23 protein-coding genes and 2 pseudogenes are annotated in these 25,127 nt (G+C 73.0%); 12 read left to right on the plus strand and 13 right to left on the minus strand.

From position 1 onward, the window contains the following. Positions 1 to 131: 131 nt before the first annotated feature. Positions 132 to 1,847 (plus strand): annotated as a pseudogene (locus tag ACFYZB_RS31390) (polysaccharide lyase 8 family protein); the annotation flags it as partial. Here ACFYZB_RS31390 and ACFYZB_RS31395 read toward each other — a convergent pair. Continuing rightward, complete coding sequence (locus ACFYZB_RS31395; protein WP_388764322.1) at positions 1,834 to 2,685, minus strand: hypothetical protein; 852 nt, start codon at positions 2,683 to 2,685, stop codon at positions 1,834 to 1,836. The pseudogene ACFYZB_RS31390 and the gene ACFYZB_RS31395 sit on opposite strands and share 14 nt — an antisense overlap. 360 nt (positions 2,686 to 3,045) lie before the next feature. On the opposite strand from ACFYZB_RS31395, the gene ACFYZB_RS31400 reads away from it, so the two are divergent. Together ACFYZB_RS31400 and ACFYZB_RS31405 are read left to right on the plus strand one after the other, a co-directional pair. After that, on the plus strand, positions 3,046 to 3,792 hold the full coding sequence (locus tag ACFYZB_RS31400) for a TetR family transcriptional regulator (protein WP_388764323.1): 747 nt from the start codon (positions 3,046 to 3,048) through the stop codon (positions 3,790 to 3,792). Between the two features lie 160 nt (positions 3,793 to 3,952). Next, a complete protein-coding gene (locus ACFYZB_RS31405; protein WP_351211952.1) occupies positions 3,953 to 4,372 on the plus strand; it encodes a zinc ribbon domain-containing protein in 420 nt (139 codons plus the stop codon). Between the two features lie 120 nt (positions 4,373 to 4,492). Here ACFYZB_RS31405 and ACFYZB_RS31410 read toward each other — a convergent pair whose 3' ends face one another. Together ACFYZB_RS31410 and ACFYZB_RS31415 are read right to left on the minus strand one after the other, a co-directional pair. After that, positions 4,493 to 4,879: a PPOX class F420-dependent oxidoreductase gene (locus ACFYZB_RS31410; protein WP_351211721.1), complete on the minus strand. Its 387-nt coding sequence runs from the start codon at positions 4,877 to 4,879 to the stop codon at positions 4,493 to 4,495. A gap of 69 nt (positions 4,880 to 4,948) precedes the next feature. Beyond that, entirely contained in the window at positions 4,949 to 6,127 is a 1,179-nt protein-coding gene (locus ACFYZB_RS31415) for a MalY/PatB family protein (protein ID WP_388764325.1), read from the minus strand. 145 nt (positions 6,128 to 6,272) lie between these two features. On the opposite strand from ACFYZB_RS31415, the gene ACFYZB_RS31420 reads away from it, so the two are divergent. Together ACFYZB_RS31420 and ACFYZB_RS31425 are read left to right on the plus strand one after the other, a co-directional pair. Then, positions 6,273 to 7,103 carry an SAM-dependent methyltransferase gene (locus ACFYZB_RS31420; protein WP_351211954.1) on the plus strand — a complete coding sequence of 277 codons (831 nt, stop codon included), beginning with the start codon at positions 6,273 to 6,275 and terminating at the stop codon, positions 7,101 to 7,103. Positions 7,104 to 8,075: 972 nt separating this feature from the next. Next, a complete protein-coding gene (locus ACFYZB_RS31425; protein WP_388764327.1) occupies positions 8,076 to 9,467 on the plus strand; it encodes a S1 family peptidase in 1,392 nt (463 codons plus the stop codon). 94 nt (positions 9,468 to 9,561) lie between these two features. On the opposite strand, the gene ACFYZB_RS31430 is transcribed toward ACFYZB_RS31425, so the two are convergent. Both ACFYZB_RS31430 and ACFYZB_RS31435 read right to left on the minus strand, forming a co-directional pair. Then, positions 9,562 to 9,747 carry a hypothetical protein gene (locus tag ACFYZB_RS31430; protein WP_153537178.1) on the minus strand — a complete coding sequence of 62 codons (186 nt, stop codon included), beginning with the start codon at positions 9,745 to 9,747 and terminating at the stop codon, positions 9,562 to 9,564. Positions 9,748 to 9,846: 99 nt separating this feature from the next. Continuing rightward, positions 9,847 to 10,995, minus strand: a complete 1,149-nt coding sequence (locus ACFYZB_RS31435; protein ID WP_388764328.1) for an ROK family protein — start codon at positions 10,993 to 10,995, stop codon at positions 9,847 to 9,849. 128 nt (positions 10,996 to 11,123) lie between these two features. Here ACFYZB_RS31435 and ACFYZB_RS31440 point away from each other — a divergent pair, with 128 nt between their 5' ends. Beyond that, positions 11,124 to 12,326 carry a Gfo/Idh/MocA family protein gene (locus tag ACFYZB_RS31440; protein WP_388764330.1) on the plus strand — a complete coding sequence of 401 codons (1,203 nt, stop codon included), beginning with the start codon at positions 11,124 to 11,126 and terminating at the stop codon, positions 12,324 to 12,326. A gap of 62 nt (positions 12,327 to 12,388) precedes the next feature. Here ACFYZB_RS31440 and ACFYZB_RS31445 read toward each other — a convergent pair whose 3' ends face one another. Together ACFYZB_RS31445 and ACFYZB_RS31450 are read right to left on the minus strand one after the other, a co-directional pair. After that, the gene (locus ACFYZB_RS31445; RefSeq protein ID WP_388764332.1) at positions 12,389 to 13,084 is read right to left on the minus strand and encodes a L,D-transpeptidase family protein; all 696 of its coding nucleotides are present in this window, start codon (positions 13,082 to 13,084) and stop codon (positions 12,389 to 12,391) included. A gap of 113 nt (positions 13,085 to 13,197) precedes the next feature. Continuing rightward, positions 13,198 to 13,848: a maleylpyruvate isomerase family mycothiol-dependent enzyme gene (locus ACFYZB_RS31450; protein WP_388764334.1), complete on the minus strand. Its 651-nt coding sequence runs from the start codon at positions 13,846 to 13,848 to the stop codon at positions 13,198 to 13,200. Between the two features lie 70 nt (positions 13,849 to 13,918). Between ACFYZB_RS31450 and ACFYZB_RS31455 the strand changes: the two genes are divergently transcribed. Both ACFYZB_RS31455 and ACFYZB_RS31460 read left to right on the plus strand, forming a co-directional pair. Continuing rightward, positions 13,919 to 14,821 (plus strand): LysR family transcriptional regulator, encoded by a 903-nt coding sequence (locus tag ACFYZB_RS31455; RefSeq protein ID WP_388764335.1) that lies wholly within the window; start codon positions 13,919 to 13,921, stop codon positions 14,819 to 14,821. Between the two features lie 142 nt (positions 14,822 to 14,963). Further along, entirely contained in the window at positions 14,964 to 16,367 is a 1,404-nt protein-coding gene (locus ACFYZB_RS31460) for a pyridoxal phosphate-dependent decarboxylase family protein (RefSeq protein ID WP_388764337.1), read from the plus strand. On the opposite strand, the gene ACFYZB_RS31465 is transcribed toward ACFYZB_RS31460, so the two are convergent. The 4 genes from ACFYZB_RS31465 to ACFYZB_RS31480 form a co-directional block, all read right to left on the minus strand. Further along, a complete protein-coding gene (locus ACFYZB_RS31465) occupies positions 16,358 to 17,146 on the minus strand; it encodes an SDR family NAD(P)-dependent oxidoreductase (RefSeq protein ID WP_388764338.1) in 789 nt (262 codons plus the stop codon). The genes ACFYZB_RS31460 and ACFYZB_RS31465 overlap by 10 nt on opposite strands. 31 nt (positions 17,147 to 17,177) lie before the next feature. Next, entirely contained in the window at positions 17,178 to 18,092 is a 915-nt protein-coding gene (locus tag ACFYZB_RS31470) for an SDR family oxidoreductase (protein ID WP_388764341.1), read from the minus strand. 86 nt (positions 18,093 to 18,178) lie between these two features. Continuing rightward, a complete protein-coding gene (locus tag ACFYZB_RS31475; protein ID WP_388764342.1) occupies positions 18,179 to 18,808 on the minus strand; it encodes an MBL fold metallo-hydrolase in 630 nt (209 codons plus the stop codon). Then, a complete protein-coding gene (locus tag ACFYZB_RS31480; RefSeq protein WP_388764344.1) occupies positions 18,808 to 19,896 on the minus strand; it encodes an S-(hydroxymethyl)mycothiol dehydrogenase in 1,089 nt (362 codons plus the stop codon). Before ACFYZB_RS31480 ends, ACFYZB_RS31475 begins: the two co-directional genes overlap by 1 nt. A 278-nt stretch (positions 19,897 to 20,174) precedes the next feature. Here ACFYZB_RS31480 and ACFYZB_RS31485 point away from each other — a divergent pair, with 278 nt between their 5' ends. Both ACFYZB_RS31485 and ACFYZB_RS31490 read left to right on the plus strand, forming a co-directional pair. Then, positions 20,175 to 20,975, plus strand: coding sequence for an acyltransferase domain-containing protein (locus ACFYZB_RS31485; protein WP_388764346.1), 801 nt, complete (start codon positions 20,175 to 20,177; stop codon positions 20,973 to 20,975). A 114-nt stretch (positions 20,976 to 21,089) separates the two neighbouring features. Next, complete coding sequence (locus ACFYZB_RS31490) at positions 21,090 to 21,455, plus strand: nuclear transport factor 2 family protein (RefSeq protein ID WP_351211749.1); 366 nt, start codon at positions 21,090 to 21,092, stop codon at positions 21,453 to 21,455. A 46-nt stretch (positions 21,456 to 21,501) separates the two neighbouring features. On the opposite strand, the gene ACFYZB_RS31495 is transcribed toward ACFYZB_RS31490, so the two are convergent. Further along, positions 21,502 to 22,050, minus strand: a complete 549-nt coding sequence (locus tag ACFYZB_RS31495) for a MarR family winged helix-turn-helix transcriptional regulator (protein WP_388764348.1) — start codon at positions 22,048 to 22,050, stop codon at positions 21,502 to 21,504. A 120-nt stretch (positions 22,051 to 22,170) separates the two neighbouring features. Between ACFYZB_RS31495 and ACFYZB_RS31500 the strand changes: the two genes are divergently transcribed. Then, on the plus strand, positions 22,171 to 23,046 hold the full coding sequence (locus ACFYZB_RS31500) for a hypothetical protein (RefSeq protein WP_388764349.1): 876 nt from the start codon (positions 22,171 to 22,173) through the stop codon (positions 23,044 to 23,046). A 137-nt stretch (positions 23,047 to 23,183) separates the two neighbouring features. Here ACFYZB_RS31500 and ACFYZB_RS31505 read toward each other — a convergent pair. Next, a pseudogene (locus tag ACFYZB_RS31505) lies at positions 23,184 to 23,633 on the minus strand (alpha-galactosidase); the annotation flags it as partial. 231 nt (positions 23,634 to 23,864) lie between these two features. On the opposite strand from ACFYZB_RS31505, the gene ACFYZB_RS31510 reads away from it, so the two are divergent. Then, on the plus strand, positions 23,865 to 25,094 hold the full coding sequence (locus ACFYZB_RS31510) for a glycosyltransferase (RefSeq protein ID WP_388764500.1): 1,230 nt from the start codon (positions 23,865 to 23,867) through the stop codon (positions 25,092 to 25,094). Positions 25,095 to 25,127: the final 33 nt, after the last annotated feature.

Here is a 25,127-nt window from a genome sequence, read left to right on the forward strand (position 1 = left end):
GGGGGGGGGGGGGGCCCGGGGGCCCCCCCCCCCCCGGGGGGGGGGGGGGGGGGGGGGGGGGGGGGGGGGCCGGGGGGGGGGGGGGGGGGGGGGGGGGGGGGGGGGGGGGGGGGGGGGGGGGGCCGCGGGGCGCCCCCCCCCGCGACGCCCTCTCCCCCGTGTTCCCGTACGTCGCCTCCGGCGACGGCCTGTACGCCGACGGCTCGTTCATCCAGCACACCTCCGTGCCGTACACCGGCTCCTACGGCTCGGTCATGCTCGGCGGTCTCGGGCTGCTGTTCGCGCTGCTGGCGGGTTCGAGCTGGGAGGTGACGGATCCGAACCGGCAGATCGTGTTCGACGCGGTGGAGCACGCCTGGGCGCCGTTCCTCCACAACGGCCTGGTGATGGACGCCGTTTCGGGCCGGGCGATCAGCCGCGGGCTCTCGGCGGCGGACCCCGAGGGGATCCAGCAGGACGACCATCTGCGCGGCCATCCGATCCTCGGCTCGATCGTGCTGCTCGGGCAGGGAGCGGGCGCGGCCGAGAACGCCCGCTGGCGTGCTCTGGTGAAGGGCTGGATGCAGCGCGACCACTACAGCCCGCCGCTCGCCGACCCGGTGCTGAGCCTGCCACATCTGGCCCGGCTCAAGGGGGTTCACGACGACGCGACGGTGACGGCGGCGGCGGAGCCGGCCGGGCACCGGCTCTTCCCGTCCATGGCCCGCGCCACGCACCGCGGCCCGGGCTGGGCGGCCGCGCTGAGCATGGCCGACCGGCGGATCACGTACTACGAGACCGGCAACGGCGAGAACCTGCGCGGCTGGCACACCGGTTCCGGCATGCTCTACTGGTGGGGCGACACCTTCGGAGGCGGCCAGTACAGCGACGCCTTCTGGCCCACCGTCGACCCCTACCGGCTGCCCGGTACGACCGTCTCGCGCAAGGCACTGGCGGACGAGGCCGGCGGGGACTGGGGCGCGCCCAAGCCGGACGTGAACTGGGTGGGCGGCGCGACGGACGGACGGCGGGCGGCCGTCGGGCAGTACCTCAAGGGCCTGCAGTCGACGCTCGAGGCGAAGAAGTCGTGGTTCTTCCTGGACGACACGGTCGTCTGTCTCGGCGCGGGCATCAGCTGCACCGACGGCACGGCCGTGGAGACCACGGTCGAGAACCGCAACCTCGGCCCCACCGGCGGCGCCCCCTTCACCGTCGACGGCACGGTCCAGCCGGCCTGCTACCCCTGGTCGGCGACGCTCACCGGGGCGAGGTGGGCGCACATCGGCGGGCACGGCGGCTATGTCTTCCCCGGCGGGGCGGCCGTACGGGCCCTGCGCGACGCCCGGGACGGCAGCTGGAGCGCGATCAACAAGGGCGGCTCGACCACCGTCCTGAACCGCAGGTACCTGACGATGTACGTCGACCACGGCACCGACCCGGTGAACGCGTCGTACGCCTATCTTCTGCTGCCGGGCGCCACCGCGGCCCGTACGCGGGCGCGGGCCGCGGACCCCCACTGGCTGACCGTGCTCGGCAATACGAACAGCGGGCAGGGGGTGACTGTCGCCTCGCTCGGGTTCACCGGGGTGAACTTCTGGCTCGGCGGAACGGTCGGGAGGCTCACCGCGAGCGATCCGTGCTCCGTGATGATCAGCGAGAACGACGACGGCACCGCCGTGATCGCGGTGAGCGATCCGATGCGCATGCGCACGAGCCTCACCCTGACCTGGCGGCGGGCCGTCGCCGCGGTGACGTCCGCGCCGGGCACGCTCGCCTCGGCGGCCACCGGCGCCACCCTGACGCTGGCCTTCGGCGATCTGACGGGTACGGCCGGGGTCACCCAGCGGGTCGCCGTCAGGCTGGGCTGAGCACCTCCCGCACTCCCTGCACGAACCGGCCCAGGGACGCCGTGAACGCGGCGACGAAGGCGTCCCTGGCCTCCTCCGGCAGGGCCTCCAGGGACAGATAGGGGTTCAGGTCCTCGAGTTCGACCAGCAGGAGGCCGCCGTCGCGGGTGCGGCAGGCGTCGACGCGCTGGATGCCGTGGCCGAGGTCGTTCCAGTCGATGAAACGCCGGGCGAACTCCAGGTCGGCGGCGGTGGCCGCATAGGGCTTGAGCTCCCAGCGGCGCTGCGGGTCGGGGGCGTGGAGGGCGTACTGGAAGTCGTCGTCGACGAAATAGAAGGACACCTCGTGGACGAAGTCGACGCAGGGCTGGATCAGGACCTGGCCGGTGGCGAGGGCGGCGACCTGGCCGGCGGGCACGATCCTGAGGCCGAGGGAGTCGGCGCCGAGCCTGGGCTTGACGACGTACCGCTCGACCGGCGGCAGCAGGTGCAGTTCCTCGGCGCGGCCGACCGTCGGTATGACCGGGAAGCCCGCGGCGCTCAGGTCGATCAGGTACTGCTTGCCGGCCACGTCCGCCTTGCCGGTGAGCGGGTTGTAGACGCGGGCGCCGGTGGCGAGCCCTCGCGCGCGGAAGGCGTCGTACGCGCGCTGGTAGCCGAGGACGGGCCCGCTGTTGCGGACGACCACGGCGTCGAAGCCGTCCATCAGCGCGGCGGCGTCCAGGGGATGACACAGGGCGAGGTCGAAACGGTCGCGCAGCCGGGAGGTGAGGAGGATGTCCTCGTCGCAGTAGCGACGCCCGCGGGCCTCGTACGCCAGGTCGGTGACGTAGAGCAGGCGGGGGCGGGCGGCGGGCATACGGGGTCTCCTCGGGCGGTGCGGCCCCTTGGGGCGGCGGGGGCACGGCAATGGGTGCAGAAAGGTTACGTCGGAGCATGGACGCGCCGGCCCCCGGCCCGTACTCCGGTCCGTTGCGACTTCCCTCGGGGTCCCGCCGGCCTCAACTCCGCGATGTCCAGGCCCTCAGGGCCCCGGCGCAGGGTCGGGCACGGGCCGGGGCGAGCCGTCCGTGCGGGTCTCAGCGCCGCAGGAGGAGCGGATGCGCAACTCCGGGATGCGATGTTCGGCAACCTGTGCCTACAGCACTCAGTTCCCCGCCACGCCTGCTTGGACTGCACTGAGTGTCACAAGAATGGTCCGGGTGCTACGTTCCCCTTCATGAGCTCCAGCAGCGCGGCGCCGGCCGCGAAGCCGCCGATGCGCGACGCCCTCGTCGCGGCGGCCTTCCAGCTCTTCCTGGAACGCGGGTACGAGCAGACCACCGTGGACGACATCGTGGCCCTGGCCGGGGTCGGCCGGCGTTCGTTCTTCCGTTACTTCCCTTCCAAGGAGGACGTGGTCTTCCCCGACCACGAGCGCTGCCTGGCCGACATGACCGCCTTCCTCGCCGCCAGCGACGAGGAGCACGAACCGGTGCGACGGGTGTGCGACGCGGCCCGGCTGGTGCTGGGGATGTACGCGGAGAACCCGACGTTCTCCGTGCAGCGCTACCGCCTCACCAAGCAGGTGCCGGGCCTGCGGGCCTACGAGCTGTCGGTGGTGTGGCGCTACGAGCGTGCGCTCGCCGAGTACCTGCGCGGGCGGTTCGCGGGCCGCCCGGACGGGACGCTGCGGGCGGACGTCGTCGCGGCCGCGGTGGTCGCCGCGCACAACAACGCCCTGCGCTCCTGGCTGCGTTCGGACGGTCTGGGTGACGCGGGCGCTGCCGTGGACCACGCGCTGGGGTATGTGCAGCGGGCGTTCGGGAACGCCGCCGAGCCCGCCGCGGCACCCGTCCGGATCGGTCCGCTGCCGGCCGGCGAGCCGGCGGGCGGTCCGGACGACGTGGTGGTGCTGGTCTCCCGCCGGGACGCCCCGCTGTGGCGGGTGGTGCAGGAGTTGGAGACGGCGCTCGGTCGCGCCTGACACGCCACACTTTCGCAAAATGGGGGTACGCAGTGCCTTTACGAGTGACACTGAGTGCCATACCCTGTCGGCGTGCACGGTGGCGCAGCTGCCGGGCACGCGTGTGCCCGGTGCGCGCCGGACACGCGGGATTCCGGCCGAGCGCAGGGAGTTGACCAGCGTGTACCACTACTCAGCAAACGTCTCGCATCCGGCGGCCGGCTCCGCGGCGGGTCTTCTCGACCCCGTCTCCGCGGACTCCAGGGACGCCATCGTCTTCCAGCGCTGTACCTGGTGCGGCACCGCGATGTACCACCGGCTGCTCTGTCCGGTGTGCCAGGGCAGCGAGCTGCGCACGGAGCGCAGCGAGGGTGTCGGGACGGTCCGGCACTCCACCGTGGTGCACCGCAACACGCCCGCGGCGCGCAATGTCTCGCTGATCGAGATGGCCGAGGGGTTCGTCGTACGGGGCCGGGTCATGGGCCCGCCGGTCGGCATCCACAGCGGCGACCGGGTCCGGCTGTCCACCGCCCAGGATCCGGTGCGGGGCGAGCCGGTCTTCCAGCTGCTGGACGAGCCGTACCGGGGCGCCTGGACCTGAGGCTGCGCAGCGGGCGCAGGGTGAGCAGTACGCCGCCCGCGTTCGTCGGTCGGCGGGCCGGACCACGACGGCTCGGTGTACGTGGCCGGACCGGGTGGCAGGAGCCGTTCCGGTCGGCCCTCACTCCGCGAGTGTCACCCTGATGCCGACCGTTCCGTCCAGGCCGCGCCGCAGCCGGCTGCCGAACAGGGTGAGGCGGCCGACGATGCCGTACTTGCGGGCGATGAGGTCCCGGTAGCGGGCGGTGGTCGCGGCATCGGTGATCTCCGCGGTGGCCGGCACCTGGTCGCCGGTGGGGTTTCCGCGCAGGTCGCACGGGCCGACGAGGACGTCCGCGCGGCGGCGGATCCGTTTGACCTTGAAGCTGTCGGCGGCCGTCCAGACACCGAGGGTGTCACCGTCCCGGACCACCCACACCGGGGTGGCGACCGTGGTGCCGTTCCTGCGGTGGCTGGTCACGAGCAGGTACTTGCCGGAGCCGAGCCGGTCCAGCCGCGAGTCGTCCATGCACGGCAGTCTAGGAGGCCGCCCCGCCCGGCGGACCGGCTCGGTCACACGCTCGGGAGACCCGCTCGGTCAGAGCAGGGCGGCGGCCATGCGCCGTACTCCCTCGGTGAGGATCTCGGGGGAGGTCGCCAGGTTCAGCCGTACGTGCCCCGCGCCCCCGGTGCCGAAGGCCGGGCCCGGGCTGAGGGCGACCCGGCCGCGGTCGAGGAAGACCTGCGCGGGGTCGTCGCCGAGGCCGAGGGCGCGGCAGTCGAGCCAGGCCAGGCAGGTGGCCTCGGCGGGGTGCAGGCGGATCGCGGGCAGACGCTCGGCGAGCAGACCCGTGAGCAGGCGCCGGTTGGCCTCCAGCCCGGCCAGCAGGGCGTCCAGCCAGCCGGTGGCCTCGCGCAGCGCGGCGGTGTGGGCGATGACGCCGACGTGGCTGGGGCCGTGACTCACCTCCTCGGGCAGCCGGCCGAGGTCGGTGGCGGCCTTGGTCCCCGCGAGGGCGAGGGCCGCCTTGAGACCGGCCAGGTTCCAGCCCTTGGAGGCCGACATCAGGGACAGGCCGCGTCCGGCGCCGGGCACGCTCAGGTACGGCACGAAGGTGACGCCGGGGGCGACGAGCGGGGCGTGGATCTCGTCCGCGACGACCCGGACCCCGTACCGCTCGGCGAGGGCTGCGACCACGGCCAGTTCGTCCGCCGTGTGCACGGTGCCGGTGGGGTTGTGCGGGCTGCACAGCAGGAAGGCGGCGCGGCCGGTCCCGGCGGTCGCCGCCCGGAACGCCTCCTCCAGGACGGCCGGGTCGATGCGCAGGTCAGAGCCGAGCGGGGCCTCCACCACCCTGCGGCCCATGTGGGTGACGAACTGGAAGAACGGCGGATACACCGGAGGGTTGACGATCACCGGATCGCCGGGCCCGGTGACCAGTTTGATCATCTCGACCACACCGAGCATCACGTCCGGAACGATCGCGGTGCGCTCGACGGCGATGCCGTCCCAGTCCCAGCGTTCGGCGGCGAACGCGGCCAGCGCCTCGGCGTAGGCGGTGCCGGCGGGGTACCCCGTGTCGCCGAGGGCCAGCGCGTCGGTCACGGCGCGGACGACGGGTCCGGCCAGGGGTACGTCCATCTCGGCCACCCACAACGGCAGCACGTCCTCGGGGTAGGTGCGCCACTTCATGCTCGTACGCCGGGGCAACTGCTCCAGGCCGAGGGCGCGCAGCGGGTCGGGGTCGCCGGGAGCGGTGTGCGGGATGCGGGTCATGGGGCTCACGATAGGAGCCGCCGCGGGGCGCGGGAACGACCGGAACACCGGGGAGGCGAGCAGAGATCAACTCGGGCGTCTAGATTGCGTCTTGAACGGTGTATCCCTCGTCCGGCAACTCATCCGCACCCAGGAGCTGACCCACGTGACCGACAACCCGGCAGCCACCGACGACGTGGCCGTGTCGCTGCGTGCCCGCATCAACACCGGCCAGCCGCACACCGCCCGGATCTGGAACTACTGGCTCGGCGGCAAGGACAACTACGAGGTCGACCGCGCGGCCGGCGACCAGATACGCCAACTGCACCCCGGCATCGGGGAGTACGCGCGCGCCGACCGGCTGTTCCTGGGCCGTGCGGTGCGGCATCTGGTCGGGGAGGTGGGTATCCGGCAGTTCCTGGACATCGGCACCGGGCTGCCGACCGCGGACAACACGCACGAGGTCGCCCAGCGGATCGCCCCGGAGTCGCGGATCGTGTACGTCGACAACGACCCGCTGGTCCTGGCGCACGCGCGCGCCCTGCTGACGAGCACGCCCGAGGGCCGTACCGACTACCTGGACGAGGACCTGCGCAATGTCGACGCGATCCTCGAGCACGCGGCGAAGACGCTGGACTTCAGCGAGCCGGTGGCGCTGATGCTGCTCGGCGTGGTCATCTTCATCGGCGACGACGAGGACCCGTACGGCCTGGTGCGGCGGTTGACGGACCGGTTGCCGGCCGGCAGCCACCTGGTGCTGTCGCACACCGTCACCCACCCGGCGATGCCGGACGTGGACGAGGCGGTGAAGTTCTGGAACGAGCACGGCACCCCGAAGCTGACCCAGCGCACGCCCGAGGACGTCGCCCGGTTCTTCGACGGTCTGGAGCTGCTGGAGCCCGGTGTCGTGTCCTGCTCGCGCTGGCGCCCGGAGGACGACCATGGGGCCGAGCCGGAGGAGGTCGCGATGTTCGGCGGGGTGGCCCGCAAGAGCTGAGCACCGGGCCGGAGGATCCCACAGGGGCAAGCCCCGCCCGCCCAGGGGCAAGCCCCGCCCGCCGGCCCCACAAAGGGCAAGCCCCGCCTGCCGGCCACACAGAGGGCAAGCCCCGCCCGCCGGCCCCACAAAGGGAAGCCCGGCCGTCGGCCCCGCAAGGGCAAGCCCTGGCCCGCCGGGGGATCCCGCTTGAGCCGGCCCGGCGGGCGGGACCCCACGAGAACCCAGCCCAAAGAAGGGCCACCGCCGCATGACGGAGGGGATCCCGCACGAACCGAGCACGGCCCCGCAGGGGCCGACCATGGTCCGGCGGGGTCCCTCAAGGACCGACCACGGGCCGGCAGGAGACAAGCAGGGGCCCACAGGGGCCAACAGGGACCGACCGTGGTCCGGCGGGGTCCCGCAGGAGCCGAGCAGCGGCCCACACGGTCCCACAGGCGCCGGGCACGGCCCTGAAGGATCCCCCAGGGGCCCAGCAGGGGCCGACAGAGTCCCGCAGGAGCCGAGCACGGGCCCGCAAGAGCCAACCACGGCCCGGAAGGATCCGGAGGAGCCGACCATGGTCCGGCGGGACCCCTCAAGGACCGACCAGGCACCCGCAGGGGCCCACAGGGGCCAACAGGGACCGACCGTGGTCCGGCAGGATCCCGCAGGAGCCGAGCAGCGGCCCACACGGGCCCGTAGGACCGGGCACGGGCCCGCAGGAGCCGGGCGCCGGCCGGTGGGAGCGCGCGACGGCCGAGCGCCGCCGAAAGGGCACCGCAAGAACAGGCACAGGCCGCCGGAATCCCGCGGGAGCCGGGCACGGCCCCGCAGGAAGCCGCGGCGGACGAGCGCGACCGGCGGAGATCGCCGGTGTCGCTGAACGCCCGGGCCGTGGGACGCGTATGGAGGTGCGGGCCCTCGACGACCCGAGGGCTGCGCGCCGCCGCACGGGGCGGCGCGGGTTCGGTTCGGCTTCGGGAGCCCTGCATGCGGCACGCACGACGACGGATCGTCAGGCGGGTGACACGACTGGCGGCGGTCGGCGGACTCCTCCTGGGCGGTGCGATGGTCGCCCAGGAGGCCATGGCGAGCGAGACACCCACGGCCGCCGGCAGACCGTTCGCCGCCGCGTCCGGCGTGTCCGGCGCCACGGACACCGGGGCCGCGCTGGTGGCGCGGCTGGGCACGGCGCGGACGGCGGGAAACTGGATCGGCGCCGACGGGCGGCCGGTCGTGGCGGTGACCGACGAGGCGGCGGCGCGGGACGTGCGGCGCGCGGGCGCCGAGGCGAAGGTCGTGCCGCACAGCATGAACGAGCTCAAGTCGGCGACGGCCACGCTGCGTTCGGCGCCGCGCGTGGCGGGCACCGCGTGGGCGGTGGACTACCGGACCAACCGGGTCCTGGTCAGCGCGGACAGCACGGTGTCCGCGGGCGACTGGTCCAGGATGAGCCAAGTGGCCGCGAGGATAGGGAACTTCGTGCGGATGGAGCGCACGAAGGGCACGTTCACCACGCGGCTGAACGGCGCTCAGCCGATCCTGTCGACCGGCGGCCGCTGCTCGGCGGGGTTCAACGTGACCAACGGGCAGAGCGACTTCATCCTCACCGCCGGTCACTGCGGTCCCGCGGGATCGACCTGGTTCGCCGACAACCAGGGGAACCAGCAGCTCGGCCGGACGGTGAGCAGCACCTTCCCCGGCAATGACTTCTCGCTCGTGCAGTACGCCTCCGGCAAGGCCGGCGACGGCGCCGACGTCGTCGCGATCGGCGGCGGCAACGGGGTGCGGATCACCGGGGTCGCCGATGCGGCGGTGGGTCAGCGGGTGTTCCGCAGCGGCAGCACCAGCGGCCTGCACGACGGGACGGTCACCGCGCTGAACGCGACCGTCAACTACCCGGAGGGGACGGTCACCGGGCTGATTCAGACCACCGTGTGCGCCGAACCCGGCGACAGCGGCGGACCGCTGTTCTCCGACGGGATCGCGCTCGGTGTGACCTCGGGCGGCAACGGTGACTGCACGGCGGGCGGGACGACGTTCTTCCAGCCGGTGACGAGGGCGCTTGCGGCGCTCAACGTCAAGCTGATCGTGTCGGCGCAGAACGCCGGTGGTGCCGCCCGGAGCGCGCCCCCCTCCCCTGCGCCGTCCGCCGCCGCGCAGGGCGCGGTGGCGCCGAGCGCGGCCGCCCCGGGTTCCGCGGCGCCGGTGACGGGCGCGCAGAGCGAGACGCTGCTGGCTCGGCTCACGGACACCCGGAACGTCGGCCCCGGGCTGCTGGTCATCGCCGGCAGTCTGATCGCGCTGGTCGCGACCCGCTACATCCGCGCCGAACAGGATCGCAAGGCCTATCAGCGGTACTACTCCGCGACCTGGGGCTGAAACCCGGGCGACGAGCCGACGCAGACGGCATGCAAAGGGCACCCGTGCGTTCACGGGTGCCCTGGGGGGTTCGGCGCGGTCCGCGCGAGGCCGGTCAGGCGGCCCGCTGCGACCGCGGGGTCGCTGCGGCCCACTCCATCACGAGGCGCTGGTACTCCGCGCGCTGCTCGGTGGTCAGTGTCCCGCCCGACCGGCGCCACAAGGCCCTGATCTCCTCGTTGACCTCCGCGGCCGAGCGCTCGGGGGCGGCTTCAACAGTGGTGGACATGCTGTGAAGCATATGCCGATCGAGGTGAAGGCGCTGTGAGTAAGCCCACCCTATACGGACATTACGGACGTGGTGCTCATCACGTCGATCTGTCAAGCGTGAGGCGGGAGTTCACACCTGGCCCTCACCCAGGACCAGTACCTGGATCGCCGGCACCGCGGCGCCGCGGGCCCAGTCGTGGAAGTCGGAGACCTTCGTCTCCAGGCGGACCGGGTCGGCGAGCGGATGCCGGTGGACACCGATCGTCTCACGGACCGTGTTCCCGGCCACATCCATCAGGCCGACCCCCTCCCCGGCGAGCAGGATCTTCTGCGGCATCGCGAAGTTGGCGATCTGGGCGACGAGGGTGCCGAGGGCCCGGGCCGCCTCGTCGATCACCCGGGAGGCCATGGGCTCGCCCGCGGCGGCATCGGCGAGGATCTCCTCGTAGGTGCTGTCACGGCCGGTGGCGGCGCGGATCTGGTACTCGATGCTGGAGATGGTGAGCAGCGACACGGCGCTGCCGCGGGTGCCGTTCGGCGTGAGCGGGCCGTTCGGGTCGATGATCCAGTGGCGGCCGAAGCCGCGGCCCTCCTCCGCGAACGGCACGCGCCGCCCGCCGAGCACCAGCCCGTAGCCGATGCCGGCGCCGATGGTCAGGACGGCGAAGCGGTCGAGTCCGCGGCCCGCGCCGAACCAGGTCTCGGCCTCGACCAGGGCGGCCACGTCGTTCTCCACGACGACCGGGAGCCCGGTGCGCTCCCGGACCAGTGCGGCGAGCGGCACGTCCCGCCAGCCGAGGAACGGCGACTCGGCGACCACCGCGCGCTCGCGCACCAGCCCGCCCACCCCGACGCCGACACCCGCGGGGGCGGGGCGCCCCTCGGTCAGGGCGGCCGCCATCTCCGCGAGCAGCGTGGCGACGGCGTCCGGGTCGTGCGTGGTGAGTGGCCGGTCGTGCCTTCCGGTCACCTCGCTGCGCAGCGTGGTGACGACGCCGTAGACCATGTCCCCCGTGATCTTGAAGCCGAGGAAGGAACGGGCGTCGGCCACGACGTCCAGCGGCTGCGACGGACGGCCCTGCCGCGCCTGGGCCTGGCCGGCCGCCTCGGGGGCCTCGGCCAGCAGTCCGGACTCCAGGAGCGGCTTGGTCAGCCGGGTGAGACTGCCCTGGGAGAGTCCGAGGCGCCGGGCCAGCTCGGTGCGGGACAGCGGTCCGTGCACGAGCACCTCGATCGCCACGGAACGCTCCGCGGAGCTCAGCGGCAGCCAGCTGGTCATGGACCCGACCCCCCCCTTTTTCTTCTGACTCAGAAATAATCAGGCCCACCTTAACGGAGTGGGGAGCGATCTACACGACTTCCCCGCCCTCTTGACGATCGGATTCTTTCGCGTCAAAAGTAATCGGCATGACTTTTTCTCTCGGCATCGTCGGCGCCGGACAGTTCTCCGGTCAGTTCGCCACGCTGTTCCAGGCCCATCCCGGCGTCCGTGATGTGTACGTCACCGACCTGCTGCCCGAGCGGGCCGAGCGGCTCGTGGCCGCGCAGGGTCTCGCCGGCACCTTCCCGTCGTACGAGGCCATGCTGGAGTCACGGGCGGTCGACGCGGTCGCGATCTTCACCCAGCGCTGGACGCACGGCCCGCTGGTCCTGCGGGGCCTCGGCGCGGGCAAGCACGTCTACTCCGCCGTCCCCATGGCGATCACCACGGAGGAGATAGCCGCGATCATCGACGCGGTACGGGCCACCGGGCTGACGTACATGATGGGTGAGACCAGCCAGTACAACCCGGCGACCGTGCACGCCCGCAACCAGATCGCCGAGGGCGCCTTCGGCCGGCTGTTCTACGCCGAGGGCGACTACGTCCACGACATGGACCTCGGCTTCTACGAGGCGTACCAGTACAGCGGCGGCGAGAACTGGAAGGCGACCGCCAGCTATCCGCCGCTGCTGTACCCGACGCACTCGGTCGGCGGGGTGCTCGGGGCCTGGCGGACCCACGCGGTGAGCGTGTCGGCGATCGGGGTGCGCGACGATCGCGGGGACGGCGTTTTCGATCGTTCGGTCAGCCAGTTCGACAACGACGTGTCCAACGCGACCGCGCTGTTCGAGGTGGCGGGCGGCGGATCGTTCCGTACGAACGAGTTCCGGCGGGTCGGCTATCCCTCGCACATCCGCGAGTCCCGGTTCCGGTTCTTCGGTACGGAGGCCAGCATGGAGCAGCTGGCGACGGTGGCGCTGTGGCAGGACAAGAACGGGGTGAAGGACATCAGCCGGCTGCTGGAGCCCAGGCCGAGCCTGGCCCCCGACGACCCGTCCCTGGCGCACATCGCGCCCGAGCTGCGGGCCGCCTTCACCTCCGGTTCGGCGCCCGTGCACGACCGGTCCGGGCTGCCGCGGGAGTTCGACCAGCTGCACAACGGCCACGAGGGCAGCCACCACTTCCTCGTGGACGACTTCGTCACCGCGGTCAACACCCGCTCGCTGCCCTCGGTGAACGCATGGGTCGCCGCCCGCTACACCCTGCCGGGCATCGTCGCGCACGAGTCCGCGCGGCAGGGCGGCGTACGGCTGGCGATCCCCGACTTCGGGGACGCGCCGGAGGGGTGAGGGTCCGGGCGGCGACGGCTCAGGGCCGCCCGGGTGCTGCTGAGCTGCCGCTCATGCGCTGCTCAGGTGCCCGGCTTGCGGCCGTAGACGAAGACGTCGTCGCCCGTCCTCAGCAGCGACCAGTACGCCTTGGCGTCCTTGGTCGTCATGTTGACGCAGCCGTGCGAGCCCGGCGGGTTCCACATGCTCAGCTCGACCGAGTGGAAGGCCTGGCCACCGTCGAAGAACTGGCTGTAGGGCATCGGCACGTTGTAGACGGTCGAGACGTGGTGGAGGTCCCGCCAGTAGATCTTCTTCAGGCCGGTGCGGGTGACATAGCCCTTGCGGCCGGTGCGGACGGGCACCGGTCCGTAGACGAGCTTCCTGCCGTCCTGGATCCAGCTCAGCTGGAGCGAGAGGTTCACGCAGGCGATCCGGCCCTTGTTCACCGGGCACGCGCCGTCCTTGTTCGGGTTGTTCCCGACGGCCTTCTGCTTGTTCATGAGATCCATCACGCCCCAGGTGACGGGTCCGGCGTAGCCGATGGCGGGCGTGATGCCGTGCCTGTTCTGGAAGGCCTGGATGGCCTGGCAGTCGGCGGCGGACTGCCTGCCGTCGACCGGCCGGCCGAGGAACTTCTCCACCTGCTTCTGGTACGGCCCCGTCTGCATGGTGCAGCTCGCGGCCTGGGCCGGTGCGGCCGTAAGGGCGAGCGTCAGCGGCGCCACCAGTCCCGTGACGCCGAGCGCGACGACCGCTCGTCTGCGAATGTCCCCCATGTGCATCTCCGTCTCCCCTTGTCGCCCAGGGCCTGCCCCGGGTGCCTCCCTGCGCGATTCCCGCGATGTCCGACTGCTAGACCTGTGCGCCGGCGTAGGGGTTGTGGTTCCGGTCAGGCTGTGACGAAACGGTGAACTTCCTCCCCGCGCAGCCGGCCGGCCGGGAGCCTGCGGCCGTACGCGACCAGCAGGAGGTCCTGTCCACGGCCGTACAGGGGCACGCCGGAGCCGAAGGACCAGTCGAGGTCGTCCGCGCACAGCCGTACGCCGCTCAGGTCGGTGCCGAAGACCCGGAAGGCGCGCGGGTCGACGGCGTCCAGCAGGATCCGCAGCCGGTCCTCGGGTACCTCGCGACCCAGCCCGAGGGCGACGGTAACGTCCAGGCCGTGCACGACGTCGTGGCCGAGGGCCGCGGCGAGACCTCCGATCGGGGGCGTCCAGGGGTGATGGGCGTGGGTGCGCAGGAACCCGGCGAGTACGGCGTCCGGGTGGGCGGCCGCGTCGCGGCGGGCGAGCCGGTCGGTCATGCGGTGCAGGCTGCCGCGCGCCCTCACCAGTTCCCTCAGTACCTGCCTGGTCGGGTGACGGAACCCCATCGACATGTGCGCCACGACCTCCCGCACCCGCCAGCCCGCGCACAGGCTGGGCGCGTTCCACTGCTCGGGTGTCAACGCCTCGAAAAGATCGGCCAGTTCTCGACGTTCGGCGGCGATGGCGTCAGCCGTGGCGGCCCTGTCTGCTGCGGTGTGCGCTGCTTTCCCCATGCATCCAGGGTGTGGACGCCGTCGCCGGAAGTCCAAGACATGATCCGTCTCGCATCTAGCATGATCCGTTATGGAGTTGAGGCAGCTGCGGTACTTCGTGACGGTGGTGGAGGAGGCCGGATTCACCCGGGCCGCCGAGCGCCTGCATCTGGCCCAGCCCGGGCTGAGCGCGCAGGTGCGGCAGCTGGAGCGGGAGTTGGGGCAGCCGCTGCTGGACCGCTCGGGCCGTTCGGTGCGGCCGACGGAGGTGGGGGAGGCCGTACTGCCGTATGCGCGGGCCGCGCTCGCGGCCGTCGACGGGGTGCGGCAGACGGTGGAGGAGTACACCGGCCTGTTGCGCGGCCGGGTCGCCGTCGGCCTGCTCCCCGGCACCCTCGCGCACCCCTTCGACCTGGCCGGGCAGCTGGCGGACTTCCATGACGCGCACCCCCAGGTGGAGGTCACGCTCACCGAGGACACCTCGGACCGGATGCTGGCAGCGCTGCGCCGGGGCGAGCTGGACCTCGCGGTGGTCGGTGTCGCCCAGGAGACGCCTCCGCCGGGCATCGCCCACCACGTGGTGATCGACGAGCCGCTGGTCGTGGCGGCCGTCCCCGGACACCCCCTGCTCGCCGAGTACGGCGGCCGCGGTGCGGTTCCGCCGGCGGCTCTGCGCGGGCACCGGCTGATCGGCCTGCCGCGCGGCACCGGGATGCGGGGTGTGGTGGAACGGCTGTGCGCCGAGGCGGGTTTCCGGCCGCACATCGCGTTCGAGGCGGCGACGCCGGATGGGGTGTGCCGGCTGGCGGCTCGGGGACTCGGGGTTGCCGTCCTGCCCGGTCCCGGCCCCCGGCCCGGTCTCGCCGTGCTGCCGTTGCACGACCCACGGGCACGTGGCCGGGTGGCCCTGGCGTGGCGGGCGGAGGGGCCGATGCCGCCGGCGGCGCGGGAGCTTCTGGGGCGGTTGTCGGTGGGGATGGGCGGGGACGGGTGAGCGCAGCGGGAGGTTCCGACCATGGCCGGGTGCGGGTGCGTGGTGGGTTGCTCGTGCCCGCGCGGCGGAGCACTCCAGTCCAGTCCAGTTTCCCCGAATTGGACCGGGCCCACGGCTCACCCTCCCCTCTACGCTGCGGCACATGCACCCCACCCTCGCCGACGACCTCTCCCGGCTCCCCGAACTGCTCCAGTCCGCCCGTGACTTCGCGGCTGATACAACGGCGGCGCTGGCCGAGCGGCCGGTCGCGGTGGACGGAGCGGCGCCCGCCCGGGCACCGCTCCCGGAAGACGGCGCGGGCGCACACGCGGCGCTCACGCGGTTCTCCGAGCGCTGGGCGCCCGGCTTCTCCGGTTCCGCCGGCCCCCGCTATCTGGGCTTCGTCACCGGCGGCGCGACCCCCGCGTCGGTCGCCGGGGACTGGCTGACGTCCGCGTTCGACCAGAACATCTCGGGGGCGGGCGGTTCCTGGGCGGCGGAGCTGGAGCGGGAGACGGTGGCCTGGCTGCGGGAGCTGTTCGGGCTGGGCGAGGCGCACAGCGGCGCGTTCGTGACGGGGGCGACGGCCTCCAACACGGTCGGTCTGGCCATCGGCCGGGAGTGGCTCGGGGAGCGGCTCGGTGTGGACGTGTCCCGGGAGGGCGCGGCGGCGCTCGGCCCGGTCGACGTGCTGTCCGGCAGCCCGCACTCCAGCGTGCAGAAGGCGATGTCGGTGCTGGGCCTCGGCCGGGACCGGCTGCGCCGGGTGCCGCTGGTGCCCGGCAACCGGGAGGCGGTGGACGTGGCCGCGCTGGAGTCGGCCCTCGCGGCGCTCGGCGGCCGGCCGGCGATCGTCGTGGCGAACGCGGGCACCGTGAACACCGTCGACTTCGACGATCTGCGGGCGATCGCCGCGATGAGGGAGCGCTACGACTTCTGGCTGCACGTCGATGCCGCCTTCGGCGGTTTCGCGGCGCTCTCCCCCGAGTACGCCGCGCTGGTCGACGGTCTGGACGCGGCCGACTCGGTCTGCGTGGACCTGCACAAGTGGCTCAACGTCCCCTATGACGCGGCCGTGCAGTTCACCCGCCGGCGTGACCTTCAGGTGCGGGTGTTCCACAACGCCTCCCCCTATCTGGGCCTGCCCGCCGGCGACCCCGACTTCCTCCATCTCACCCCGGAGAACTCCCGGCGGCTGCGCGCCCTGCCCGCGTGGTTCTCGCTGGTGGCCTACGGGCGTGCCGGACACCGGGAGATCGTCGAGCGGAACGTGGCCCTGGCGCGCCGGCTCGGGGCCGGCATCGACGCGCTGCAGGGCCTGCGGCTGCTGGCGCCGGTCCGGCTGAACGTCGTCTGCTTCACCCTGGCCGGGGACGCCACGCAGGAGCGGGTCGATGCGCTGGCCCGGTCGGTCGCCGCGTCCGGGGAGGCGTATCTGACGCCGACCGTGTACGACGGGGTGCCCGGGCTGCGGGCCGCGTTCAGCAACTGGCGCACCACCGAGACCGACACCGAGCGGGTGCTTCGGGTGCTGGCGGCGGCGTCCGGCACACCGCGTCAGGGATGACGTACGGCCGTGTGGAAGCCGGTGTTCACCGCGGTGAGTCCGCCGTCGACGATCAGGGTGGTGCCGGTGATCCAGGCGGCGTCGCGGGAGGCGAGGAAGGCGACCGCGGCGGCGATGTCCTCGGGCTCGCCGACCCGGCCGAGGGGGTACAGCCGCCGGATCGCGTCGAGTTCGTCCTCGCGCCCCTCCCACGCCGAGGTGCGGACCGTGCCGGGCACCACGAGGTTCACCCGCACGCCCCGGCCCGCCGCGTGCCCGGCGAGGGTGCGGGTGAGCGAACCGAGGCCGGCCTTGGCGGCGCTGTAGGCGTGGTTGCCGAAGTCCTGCAGGCCGTTGACGGAGCCGATGCCGACGATCGCGCCGCGTCCGGAGGCGGCGAGGTGGGGCAGGGCGGCGCGGCAGCAGCGGTAGCTGCCGGTGAGGGTGATGTCGAGGTCCAGGGCCCAGGCCTCGTCCGGGTCGTCCTCGAAGAGCGGGACGTCGGGGGTGCAGTGGGCGGCGCAGTTGACCAGCACGTCGAGCGAGCCGAACGCGGCGACGGCGTGGGCGACGGCCGCCTCCACCGCGTCGCGGTCGGCGGTGTCGCACGCCAACGCCTCGGCGGCGAGGCCCTGTTGGCGCAGGGCGGCGGCGGTCCGCTCGGCCTCGGGCAGGTCCCGGTCGGTGACCAGGACCCGCCCGCCCTCCTCGGCGAGCCTTCGTGCGACGGCGGCGCCGATGCCGCGGGCCGCGCCGGTGACGAGAACTCCGTGTCCCGCGAAGCGGGTGCGATCGGTCATGCGGTGACCGAACGGCCCCGCGGGCGTGCGGTCAGCGGTATCCGGTGACGTCGGCCGGCTTGCCCGCGTCCTGGACCTCGACCAGATACCGCCAGCCGTCGGGCCGGCTGCCGTCGAGGTCGGTGAAGCCGTACACCTCGGCGAGTGCGCCGCTGGAGAGCGACTGCCCGTTGAAGCGGGCCACGTCGGGGTCGGCGGCCAGGGCGGCGACGGCGCGGCCGACATAGCGCGGGGTTTCGGAGATGGCGAAGTGCGGTTCGCGGGCGAGGGCGTCGCGCCAGTTGTCCTCGCGGACGCCGTACAGGTCGAGCATCAGCTCCGAGCGCAGCCAGCCCGGGGTCAGGGCGACGGCGGTGGCGCCGCGCGGGCCCAGTTCGTGGCCGAGGGCGAAGGCCATGCGCAGTACGGAGGCCTTGGCGAGGTCGTAGAAGAGGTTCACGCGGTAGGTGTCGCGGTTGTAGTCGGCGGTGCCGTCGGTCATCTCCACGACCAGGCCGCCGGGATGGCGCAGCAGCAGCGGCAGCGCGAAGTGGTTGGTGATCGCGTGTGTCTCGACGCCGAGCCGGAGGAGCCTGAGCCCGCCCGCGAGGTCGTGCTCCCAGACCGGTGTGTCCCACTCGAAGAGTTTCTCGCCGCCCCAGATGTCGTTGACGAGGACGTCGAGGCGGCCCTGTTCGGCGTCGACGCGTTCCACCAGGGCGCGTACGGCGGAGGCGTCCAGGTGGTCGGCGGCGACGGCGATGCCGTGTCCGCCGGCGGCGGTGACGAGGTCGGCGGTGTCCTCGATGGTCTCGGGGCGGTCGTACTCCGAGCGGCGCTCGCGGGTGCTGCGGCCGGTGACGTAGACGGTGGCGCCGGCCGCGCCGAGTTCCACGGCGATGCCGCGTCCGGCGCCCCGGGTCGCCCCCGCGACCAGCGCCACTTTGTCCTTGAGCGGTCCTGACATGTCCGGCCTCCCGTTGCTGTGACTGCTGTCGCCGTCCACTGTCACGGGAAAGCCGGACACCTTCTGTCGGTATTGCCGGCGCGGTCTCAGTGTCCGCGCTTGATCCACTCGTCCAGGTGCGGTGCCTCGGCGCCGATGGTGGTGGGGTCGCCGTGGCCGGTGAGGACCTTGGTCTCCGGCGGGAGGGTGAGGAGCCTGTCGCGGATGGAGTCGATGATCGTCGGGAAGTGGGAGTAGGAGCGTCCGGTGGCGCCCGGACCGCCCTGGAACAGGGTGTCGCCGGTGAAGACGACGCCGAGGGCGGGGTCGTGGAGACAGACGGCTCCGGGGGCGTGGCCCGGGGTGTGGAGCACGGTCAGGTCGGCGCCGGCCGCCTCGATGACCTGGCCGTCCAGGAGGTGCCGGTCGGGCTCGCGGTGCGGGTGGGTCGTCCTCCACAGCGGCAGGTCGTCGGGGTGCAGCCAGATGGTGGCGCCGGTGCGGTCGGCGAGCGCCGGTGCGGCGTTGACGTGGTCGTTGTGGGCGTGCGTGCACACGACGGCGATCAGGCGCCGGTCGTCCACGGCACGGGCGATGGCCTCGGCGTCGTGGGCGGCGTCGATCACGATCACCTCGCGCTCGTCGCCGACGATCCACACGTTGTTCTCGACGTCCCAGGTGCCGCCGTCGAGGGTGAACTTCCCGGAGGTGACGAGGCGTTCGATGCGTACGGTCATCAGAACACCACCACGGAACGCAGCACGTCTCCATGGTGCATCCGCTCGAACGCCTTCTCCACCTCGTCCAGGTGGACGGTCTCGCTGACGAACGCGTCCAGCGGCAGCCGGCCCTGGAGGTGCAGGTCGATCAGCATGGGGAAGTCGCGGGAGGGCAGGCAGTCGCCGTACCAGCTCGACTTGAGGGCGCCGCCGCGGCCGAAGACGTCCAGCAGGGGCAGTTCGAGCTTCATCTCGGGGGTGGGGACGCCGACGAGGACGACGGTGCCGGCGAGGTCGCGGGCGTAGAAGGCCTGCCGGTACGTCTCCGGGCGGCCGACGGCCTCGATGACGACGTCGGCGCCGAAGCCGCCGGTGAGCTCGCGGATCGCCTCGACCGGGTCGGTCTCCTCGGAGTTGACGGTGTGGGTGGCGCCCAGGGTGCGCGCCTTGTGGAGCTTGCGGCCGTCGATGTCCACCGCGATGATCTTCGCGGCGCCGGCGAGGTTCGCCCCGGCGACGGCCGCGTCGCCGACGCCGCCGCACCCGATGACGGCGACGGAGTCGCCCCGCCCGACACCGCCCGTGTTGATGGCGGCGCCGATACCGGCCATGACCCCGCAGCCCAGCAGGCCGGCGACCGCCGGGGAGACGGCCGGGTCGACCTTGGTGCACTGGCCGGCGGCGACGAGGGTCTTCTCGGTGAACGCGCCGATGCCGAGGGCCGGGGACAGTTCCTGACCGGTCGCCGCCAGAGTCATCCTCTGCTCAGCGTTGTGCGTGTCGAAGCAGTACCAGGGCCGGCCGCGCAGACAGGCCCGGCAGTTGCCGCACACGGCGCGCCAGTTGAGGACGACGAAGTCGCCGGGCGCCACATCCCTCACGCCGTCGCCGACCGACTCCACGACACCGGCGGCCTCATGGCCGAGGAGGAAGGGGAAGTCGTCCGAGATGCCGCCCTGCTTGTAGTGCAGGTCGGTGTGGCAGACACCGCAGGCCTGGACGCGCACCACGGCTTCGCCGGGGCCCGGGTCCGGCACCACGATCGTCTCGACCCGTACGGGCTCGTCCTTCCCCGGTGCGATCACGCCGCGCACTTCCTGCGCCATGGTCTGGCCCCTTCCTCGAATGCGTTCGCCGCCGACCCTACGCGCGCCCGATCGGTAGCGGCGCGGACCACGGCGGTGGGCGTGGATCTTTCCGGCCGCCGGGCGAAATGGGCCACCGCGGGCACGCCCCGTGCGAACCGCGGCGCCCATTCGTAGGAAATGATCCGCCGCCCGGTAAGAATATGACCGAATAACGACATTCCATGATGACAATCTTTTTGCAGGGTGCATGAGTTCGCCTGGTGTGTGCATCGGTCCGGGCGTGCCTCAATGGGGGCATGCCCATCGCAGCCCGCAAAGGACGGATCGCATTCCTTTTCTCGGCCGCCACAGCGCCGCGGCCCGGAACGGGACGGGAACTGCGGGATGCCTTCCCGGTGTTCGCCGATGCGCTGGACGACCTCTGCGGGCGCCTCGATCCCTATCTCGAACTCCCTCTGAAATCCGTGCTGTTCGCGGACGACGGCACCCGAATGGCCGCGCTGCTGGAGCGGGAGTCGTTCGCCGGGCCCGCGGTCTTCGCGCTGCAGGTGGCGCAGTACCGGTTGCTGCGCAGTTGGGGCGTCCTGCCGGACGTGGTGTTCGGACAGGCGGCCGGGCGGATGGCGGCCGCGTATGCCGCGGGCGTCTTCTCGCTGGCGGACGCCTGCCACGCGGTCGGCACCCTGGCCCGGCTCCTGGGCGGCCCGGCGGGCCCGGAGCCGCACTCGGCAGGCACCGTACGCCTGGACGGCGTCCTCGACGCCTATGGCCGCACCCTCGCCACGCTCCACCCGTGCGCACCGCGCCTCCCCCTGGTTTCCGACATCACCGCCCGTCCAGTGGGCACGGAGACCGCCGAGCCGGAGTTCTGGGTGCGGCGCGCGCCCCTTCGGTTCGCGGAGGCGGCGGGCCTGCTGCACCGCGACGGAGTGCGCACCTGGCTGGAGCTGGGCCCGGGCGACCGGCTCACCCGCCTGCTCCCGGAGTGTCTCCCGGACTTCCGCCCGGGCGGTACGGCCTCGGCCTTCGCGCTGTCCCGCGACTGGGCGGTGCTGCGGTCGGGACCGGCCGCGGGCTCGTCACAGGCGCACCCCTGAGGCGGCGGCCGCCGTCTGCGCTTGCCGTGGCCGCCGGGCCGGAGGAGTCTCGAAGGGTGGGCGTCCGTGCGGTCCGCGCCCCGCCGGGTCGCGGGCGCCCGAAGGAGGTCACCCATGGGCACCGGGACAGGTTCCGCCTTCGACGTCGAGACACTGCGCCGGGGCATAGAAGGGAACACGGGGAACACCCTTCTGTCGCTCTACGCCGACGACGCGGAGATCCGTATCGTCGACCGCAACAACCAGCCCAGCCATCCCACCGTCCTGCGCGGGCGGGGTCAGATCGCCGAACTGCTGGACGATGTCTACAGCCGCGACATGACACACAAGCTGGACCGGTGCGTCGTGCAGGGCGATCACGCCGCGTTCAGCGAGTCCTGCCAGTACGGGGACGGCACCCGCGTCCTCGCCGAGTCGATGGTCACGTTGCGCGACGGCAAGATTGCCGACCAGTTGATCATCCAGGCCTGGGACGAGTAGGCACACCCCGGTATGGCGGGCGCCGGCAGGTGGGCGAGGGTCCGGGTCACCTCCCGGCTGACCTGGACCTTCTCGGCGAGGGCGAGCCTGGGCCGGACGCCTCGGGCTCGCCCTCGACGGCAAGGACCAGCTTGCGCAGCAGGTCTGCCAGTGTGCGCCGCTCTGTTTCGGTCAGCGCTGAGAGCAGCGCGCCTTCGCCCGCGTCCTCCGCGGCCGCGTGTGCCTCGAACGCGGCGTGGCCGGCCTCGGTGAGCCGGACCCGCACGCGCCGGCGGTCACCGGTCTCGTGGGTACGGGTGATCAGCCCCGCCTCCTCGATCGGCCCCAGCCGGGCCGAGAGCGCGCCCCGGGTCAGGCCCAGCCGCTCGGCCAGCCCCGAGGGACTGCACTCGTACGGCGGCCCGGACCTGCGCAGGTGCAACAGCACCTTGTACTGCCAGTGCTTCAGGCCGTCGGCGTCCAGAACCGCCCGGCGGGCCTGGGAGCTGTGCCGGGCGAGGATCATCAGCCGGGCGGCGATGGCCTCCCGCACCGGGTCCAGCCACTCCAGTTCCCGCGCCCACACGGCCACGTGCCGGTCCACCGAGTCCTGCATCCTCTGCCTCCCGAAGTAGTTTTCTTGTGGATAATTTTTCACGTAACTAGTTTGCCGTGCATGACACACGCCGCACACACTCTCGTTGACTTGGATCAACTCATCGATGCTGTCAAGGAGTTGAGCACCGCAGGCCGCTGGGAGCGCGCCGCGCTGCTGCTCGACTCGGTCACCGCCGACGATCCCGCCGACCGCGCGCGGATCGTCCGGACCCATGCCGAAGTCGCCCTGGACCGGGACTGGTTCGCCGGTACGGACACCGCGGCCGTACGGATCCAGGCGGCCGAACGGGAGTTCCCGGACGGCGACTGGGACACCGGCTTCCTCAGGCTCCGGCACGACTACGCCCGGCTGCTCCATGGCGCCGGCACCCTGCGCATCGGCCCGGCGGGCAAGGACCCCGAGGCGCTCGCCGCCCTGCGCGACCGGGCGCGGGACCTGCACGGCGAGGCCCCCGACGAGGTGCGGCGGGGCTGGGCGGCGATGTACCGGGGGCTGATCGCGGACAACCACTTCGCCGACCGCACGGACGCCGCCGGGCACTTCGCGCGGGCGCTGCGCGCCGGACAGGACGGCGCGGACGATCTGCTGGCCCGCGAGGCGCTGCGGCATCTCGGGGACCTGGACCGGGACGCCGGCAACCTGGAGCGGGCCACGGAGCGCTGGCGCCGGGCCACCGCGCTGGGAGAACGGGCCGGCGCGGTCCCCGGCACGCTCTCCCAGCAACTGCTGCTGGCGGTGCTGGCCCGCGACGCCGGTGACGAGGCGGCCGCCACGGCGCTGGCCACGGAGTTGGCCCGCTGGGCCGAGGCCATCGGCGCCGGGCGGTTGCGGGCGGGGGCGCTCGCGTTCCTGCGCGGGGCGGACCCCACCGCACCGGGCCCGACGGCACCGGAGGGGGATGCGGCAGCGCCGGAGCCGACCGCCGAGGACGCGACCGCTTCCGGCCGGGCGGCCCCCGCCGGGATGGCGCCCGCCCCGGGCGCTCCGGTCTGACGGCACCGAAAGCCACCGTGCCGGGACGCACCGCACCGGCCCCGAGGCACCGGTCCCGACAGGCCGGGGGCCGGGAGCCGTACGGGTGCTCGGTTACGCTGTACCCGGGCCGTGACTGGCGCTGAGGTGGAGTAGGCCCACAGCTCGGCCTGAGTGCCGTTGGTGATGGTGTTGTCGTAGACGTCGGCGCACCGGCCGGACTGGGTGCCGACGAGCAGGGTGCCGTCGGTTCCGGGTATCGGGTGGACGGTGATGCCGCCCAGGGCCGGACCACCGGTGAAGGTGAGGGAGTTGGCGGATCCCTTGGTGAGCTGTGCCTGGACCGAGACCGTGCCCTGGGCGGAGCCGGTGGGAGGGAAGGAGACCGTCGTCGGGGTCTGGCCGTTGACCTTCAGGGTCGCGGTGACGGGCGTGGCGGCCGTGTTGGTGTAGGCGATGTCGACCACACCCAGGCCGGTGTTCGCCGCGCTCACGCCCGTGTACGTGCCGGTGGACGCGGCGCTGTAGCCGCTGCTCGCCGCCTCGGTGCCGCTCACCTTGAGCAGCACCGGGCCACCCGCGGGAACGGCGGTGGTGTAACTCGTGGCGAGCGGGCGGGGTGGGGGGTACACCGGCACCTCCGCGTGCGGAACGGACTTCACACTGCTCGATATTTCGTACATGGAACGGTGAACCGAACAGTTTGTGGGCCGACGGTAGGGGCCTCGCGAAGGTGACGTCAACGGCTGCGACAGGCGTCAACCCTGGGCCGGAACCGGGCCATTGAGCCCACGCGAGGCGCGAACCAGGCCATACTGGGCGTCGTGCGCGTTGCGATCATGACAGCGGGATCCCGGGGCGATGTGGCCCCGTACACCGGACTGGGACACCGTCTCGCCCTGGCCGGACACGAGGTCACCCTGGTCACCCACGCCCGCTTCGAGCCGCTGGTGGCGGGCTCCGGCGTGCGGTTCCACGCGTTGCCGGTCGATCCCCGGGCGGAGCTGGAGTCCCCGCGCGGCCGGGGTCTGCACCGCAGCGCCAGCGGCGCCGGGAAGCTGCTGCGGGTGGTGGACCTGGCGAGGCGGCTGGTCGGGCGGATGACCGAGGATCTGCTCACGGCGGCCCGGGACGCCGAGGTCCTGCTGCTGTCCGCCTCGCTGGCTCCGCTCGGGCACGCGATCGCCGAGGGACTGCGGATGCCGAGCCTGGGCGTCTATCTGCAACCCCTCGCCGCCACTGGGGAGTTCGCGCCTGCCGTGCTCGGCGGCGGTCACTGGGGCGCCGCGGCCAACCGGCTCTGCGGACACGGCGTGAGCGTGGCCGTGGAGCACGTCTTCTCGGCCGCCGTCCCCGGGGTGCGCGCCCGGCTCGGACTGCCCCTCATGCGCACCGGCACGGCGCGGCGGGCCCGCGAGCGGCGGCTCTGGCCGGTGTACCACGGCTTCAGCCCCCTGGTGGTGCCCAGGCCCCGGGACTGGCGGACCGGCCTCTCGGTGAGCGGCTACTGGTGGCCGTACGACACCGAGGCCCAACTCCCCGGCCCAGTACGGGAGTTCCTCGATGCCGGCCCGGCGCCGGTCTTCGTCGGCCTGGGCAGCGCCACCGTGCCGGACCCGGCCCGGCTCAGCGCCCAGGTGGTGGCGGCGCTGCGGCGGGCCGGGCTGCGCGGGGTGGTCCAGCGCGGCTGGGGCGGGCTCGCGGCCGCCGGCGACGACATGCTGACCATCGACGACGTGCCGCACGCGCTGCTCTTCCCGCGGATGGCCGCGGTGGTCCACCACGCCGGCGCGGGGACGACGGCGGCGGGGCTGCGGGCCGGAGCGCCGGCCGTGCCGGTCCCCGTCCAGTTCGACGCGGGTTTCTGGTCCGGCCGGCTGGTCGCACTGGGGGTCGCCCCGGACGTCGTACCGCTGCGCCGCCTCACCGTGGAGACGCTGTCCGCGGCCCTGGTGCGGGCCACCCGGGAGCCGCAGTACCGGGACCGGGCGCGCCGCCTGGGCGCCCGCGTCCGCGACGAGGACGGCGCCGCCCCGGTACTCGCGGCACTGGACCGGCTCGGCCGCTGACGGGCCGGGCGGCGGTCACCCGGGGGCCCGGAG

The organism is Streptomyces sp. NPDC001852, assembly GCF_042891825.1.
Classification (GTDB): Bacteria; Actinomycetota; Actinomycetes; order Streptomycetales; family Streptomycetaceae; genus Streptomyces.

Excerpts from the sequence above, each read along its gene's own strand:
- ACFYZB_RS31510 (WP_388764500.1), top strand. The coding sequence starts at position 23,865 with ATGACAGCGGGATCCCGGGGCGATGTGGCCCCGTACACCGGACTGGGA.
- ACFYZB_RS31415 (WP_388764325.1), bottom strand. The coding sequence starts at position 6,127 with ATGACCCGCATCCCGCACACCGCTCCCGGCGACCCCGACCCGCTGCGC.
- ACFYZB_RS31450 (WP_388764334.1), bottom strand. The coding sequence starts at position 13,848 with ATGGGGAAAGCAGCGCACACCGCAGCAGACAGGGCCGCCACGGCTGAC.
- ACFYZB_RS31445 (WP_388764332.1), bottom strand. The coding sequence starts at position 13,084 with ATGGGGGACATTCGCAGACGAGCGGTCGTCGCGCTCGGCGTCACGGGA.
- ACFYZB_RS31440 (WP_388764330.1), top strand. The coding sequence starts at position 11,124 with ATGACTTTTTCTCTCGGCATCGTCGGCGCCGGACAGTTCTCCGGTCAG.
- ACFYZB_RS31455 (WP_388764335.1), top strand. The coding sequence starts at position 13,919 with ATGGAGTTGAGGCAGCTGCGGTACTTCGTGACGGTGGTGGAGGAGGCC.
- ACFYZB_RS31395 (WP_388764322.1), bottom strand. The coding sequence starts at position 2,685 with ATGCCCGCCGCCCGCCCCCGCCTGCTCTACGTCACCGACCTGGCGTAC.
- ACFYZB_RS31460 (WP_388764337.1), top strand. The coding sequence starts at position 14,964 with ATGCACCCCACCCTCGCCGACGACCTCTCCCGGCTCCCCGAACTGCTC.
- ACFYZB_RS31485 (WP_388764346.1), top strand. The coding sequence starts at position 20,175 with ATGCCCATCGCAGCCCGCAAAGGACGGATCGCATTCCTTTTCTCGGCC.
- ACFYZB_RS31410 (WP_351211721.1), bottom strand. The coding sequence starts at position 4,879 with ATGGACGACTCGCGGCTGGACCGGCTCGGCTCCGGCAAGTACCTGCTC.
- ACFYZB_RS31425 (WP_388764327.1), top strand. The coding sequence starts at position 8,076 with ATGCGGCACGCACGACGACGGATCGTCAGGCGGGTGACACGACTGGCG.
- ACFYZB_RS31480 (WP_388764344.1), bottom strand. The coding sequence starts at position 19,896 with ATGGCGCAGGAAGTGCGCGGCGTGATCGCACCGGGGAAGGACGAGCCC.
- ACFYZB_RS31490 (WP_351211749.1), top strand. The coding sequence starts at position 21,090 with ATGGGCACCGGGACAGGTTCCGCCTTCGACGTCGAGACACTGCGCCGG.
- ACFYZB_RS31475 (WP_388764342.1), bottom strand. The coding sequence starts at position 18,808 with ATGACCGTACGCATCGAACGCCTCGTCACCTCCGGGAAGTTCACCCTC.
- ACFYZB_RS31400 (WP_388764323.1), top strand. The coding sequence starts at position 3,046 with ATGAGCTCCAGCAGCGCGGCGCCGGCCGCGAAGCCGCCGATGCGCGAC.
- ACFYZB_RS31465 (WP_388764338.1), bottom strand. The coding sequence starts at position 17,146 with ATGACCGATCGCACCCGCTTCGCGGGACACGGAGTTCTCGTCACCGGC.
- ACFYZB_RS31430 (WP_153537178.1), bottom strand. The coding sequence starts at position 9,747 with ATGCTTCACAGCATGTCCACCACTGTTGAAGCCGCCCCCGAGCGCTCG.
- ACFYZB_RS31495 (WP_388764348.1), bottom strand. The coding sequence starts at position 22,050 with ATGCAGGACTCGGTGGACCGGCACGTGGCCGTGTGGGCGCGGGAACTG.
- ACFYZB_RS31470 (WP_388764341.1), bottom strand. The coding sequence starts at position 18,092 with ATGTCAGGACCGCTCAAGGACAAAGTGGCGCTGGTCGCGGGGGCGACC.
- ACFYZB_RS31435 (WP_388764328.1), bottom strand. The coding sequence starts at position 10,995 with ATGACCAGCTGGCTGCCGCTGAGCTCCGCGGAGCGTTCCGTGGCGATC.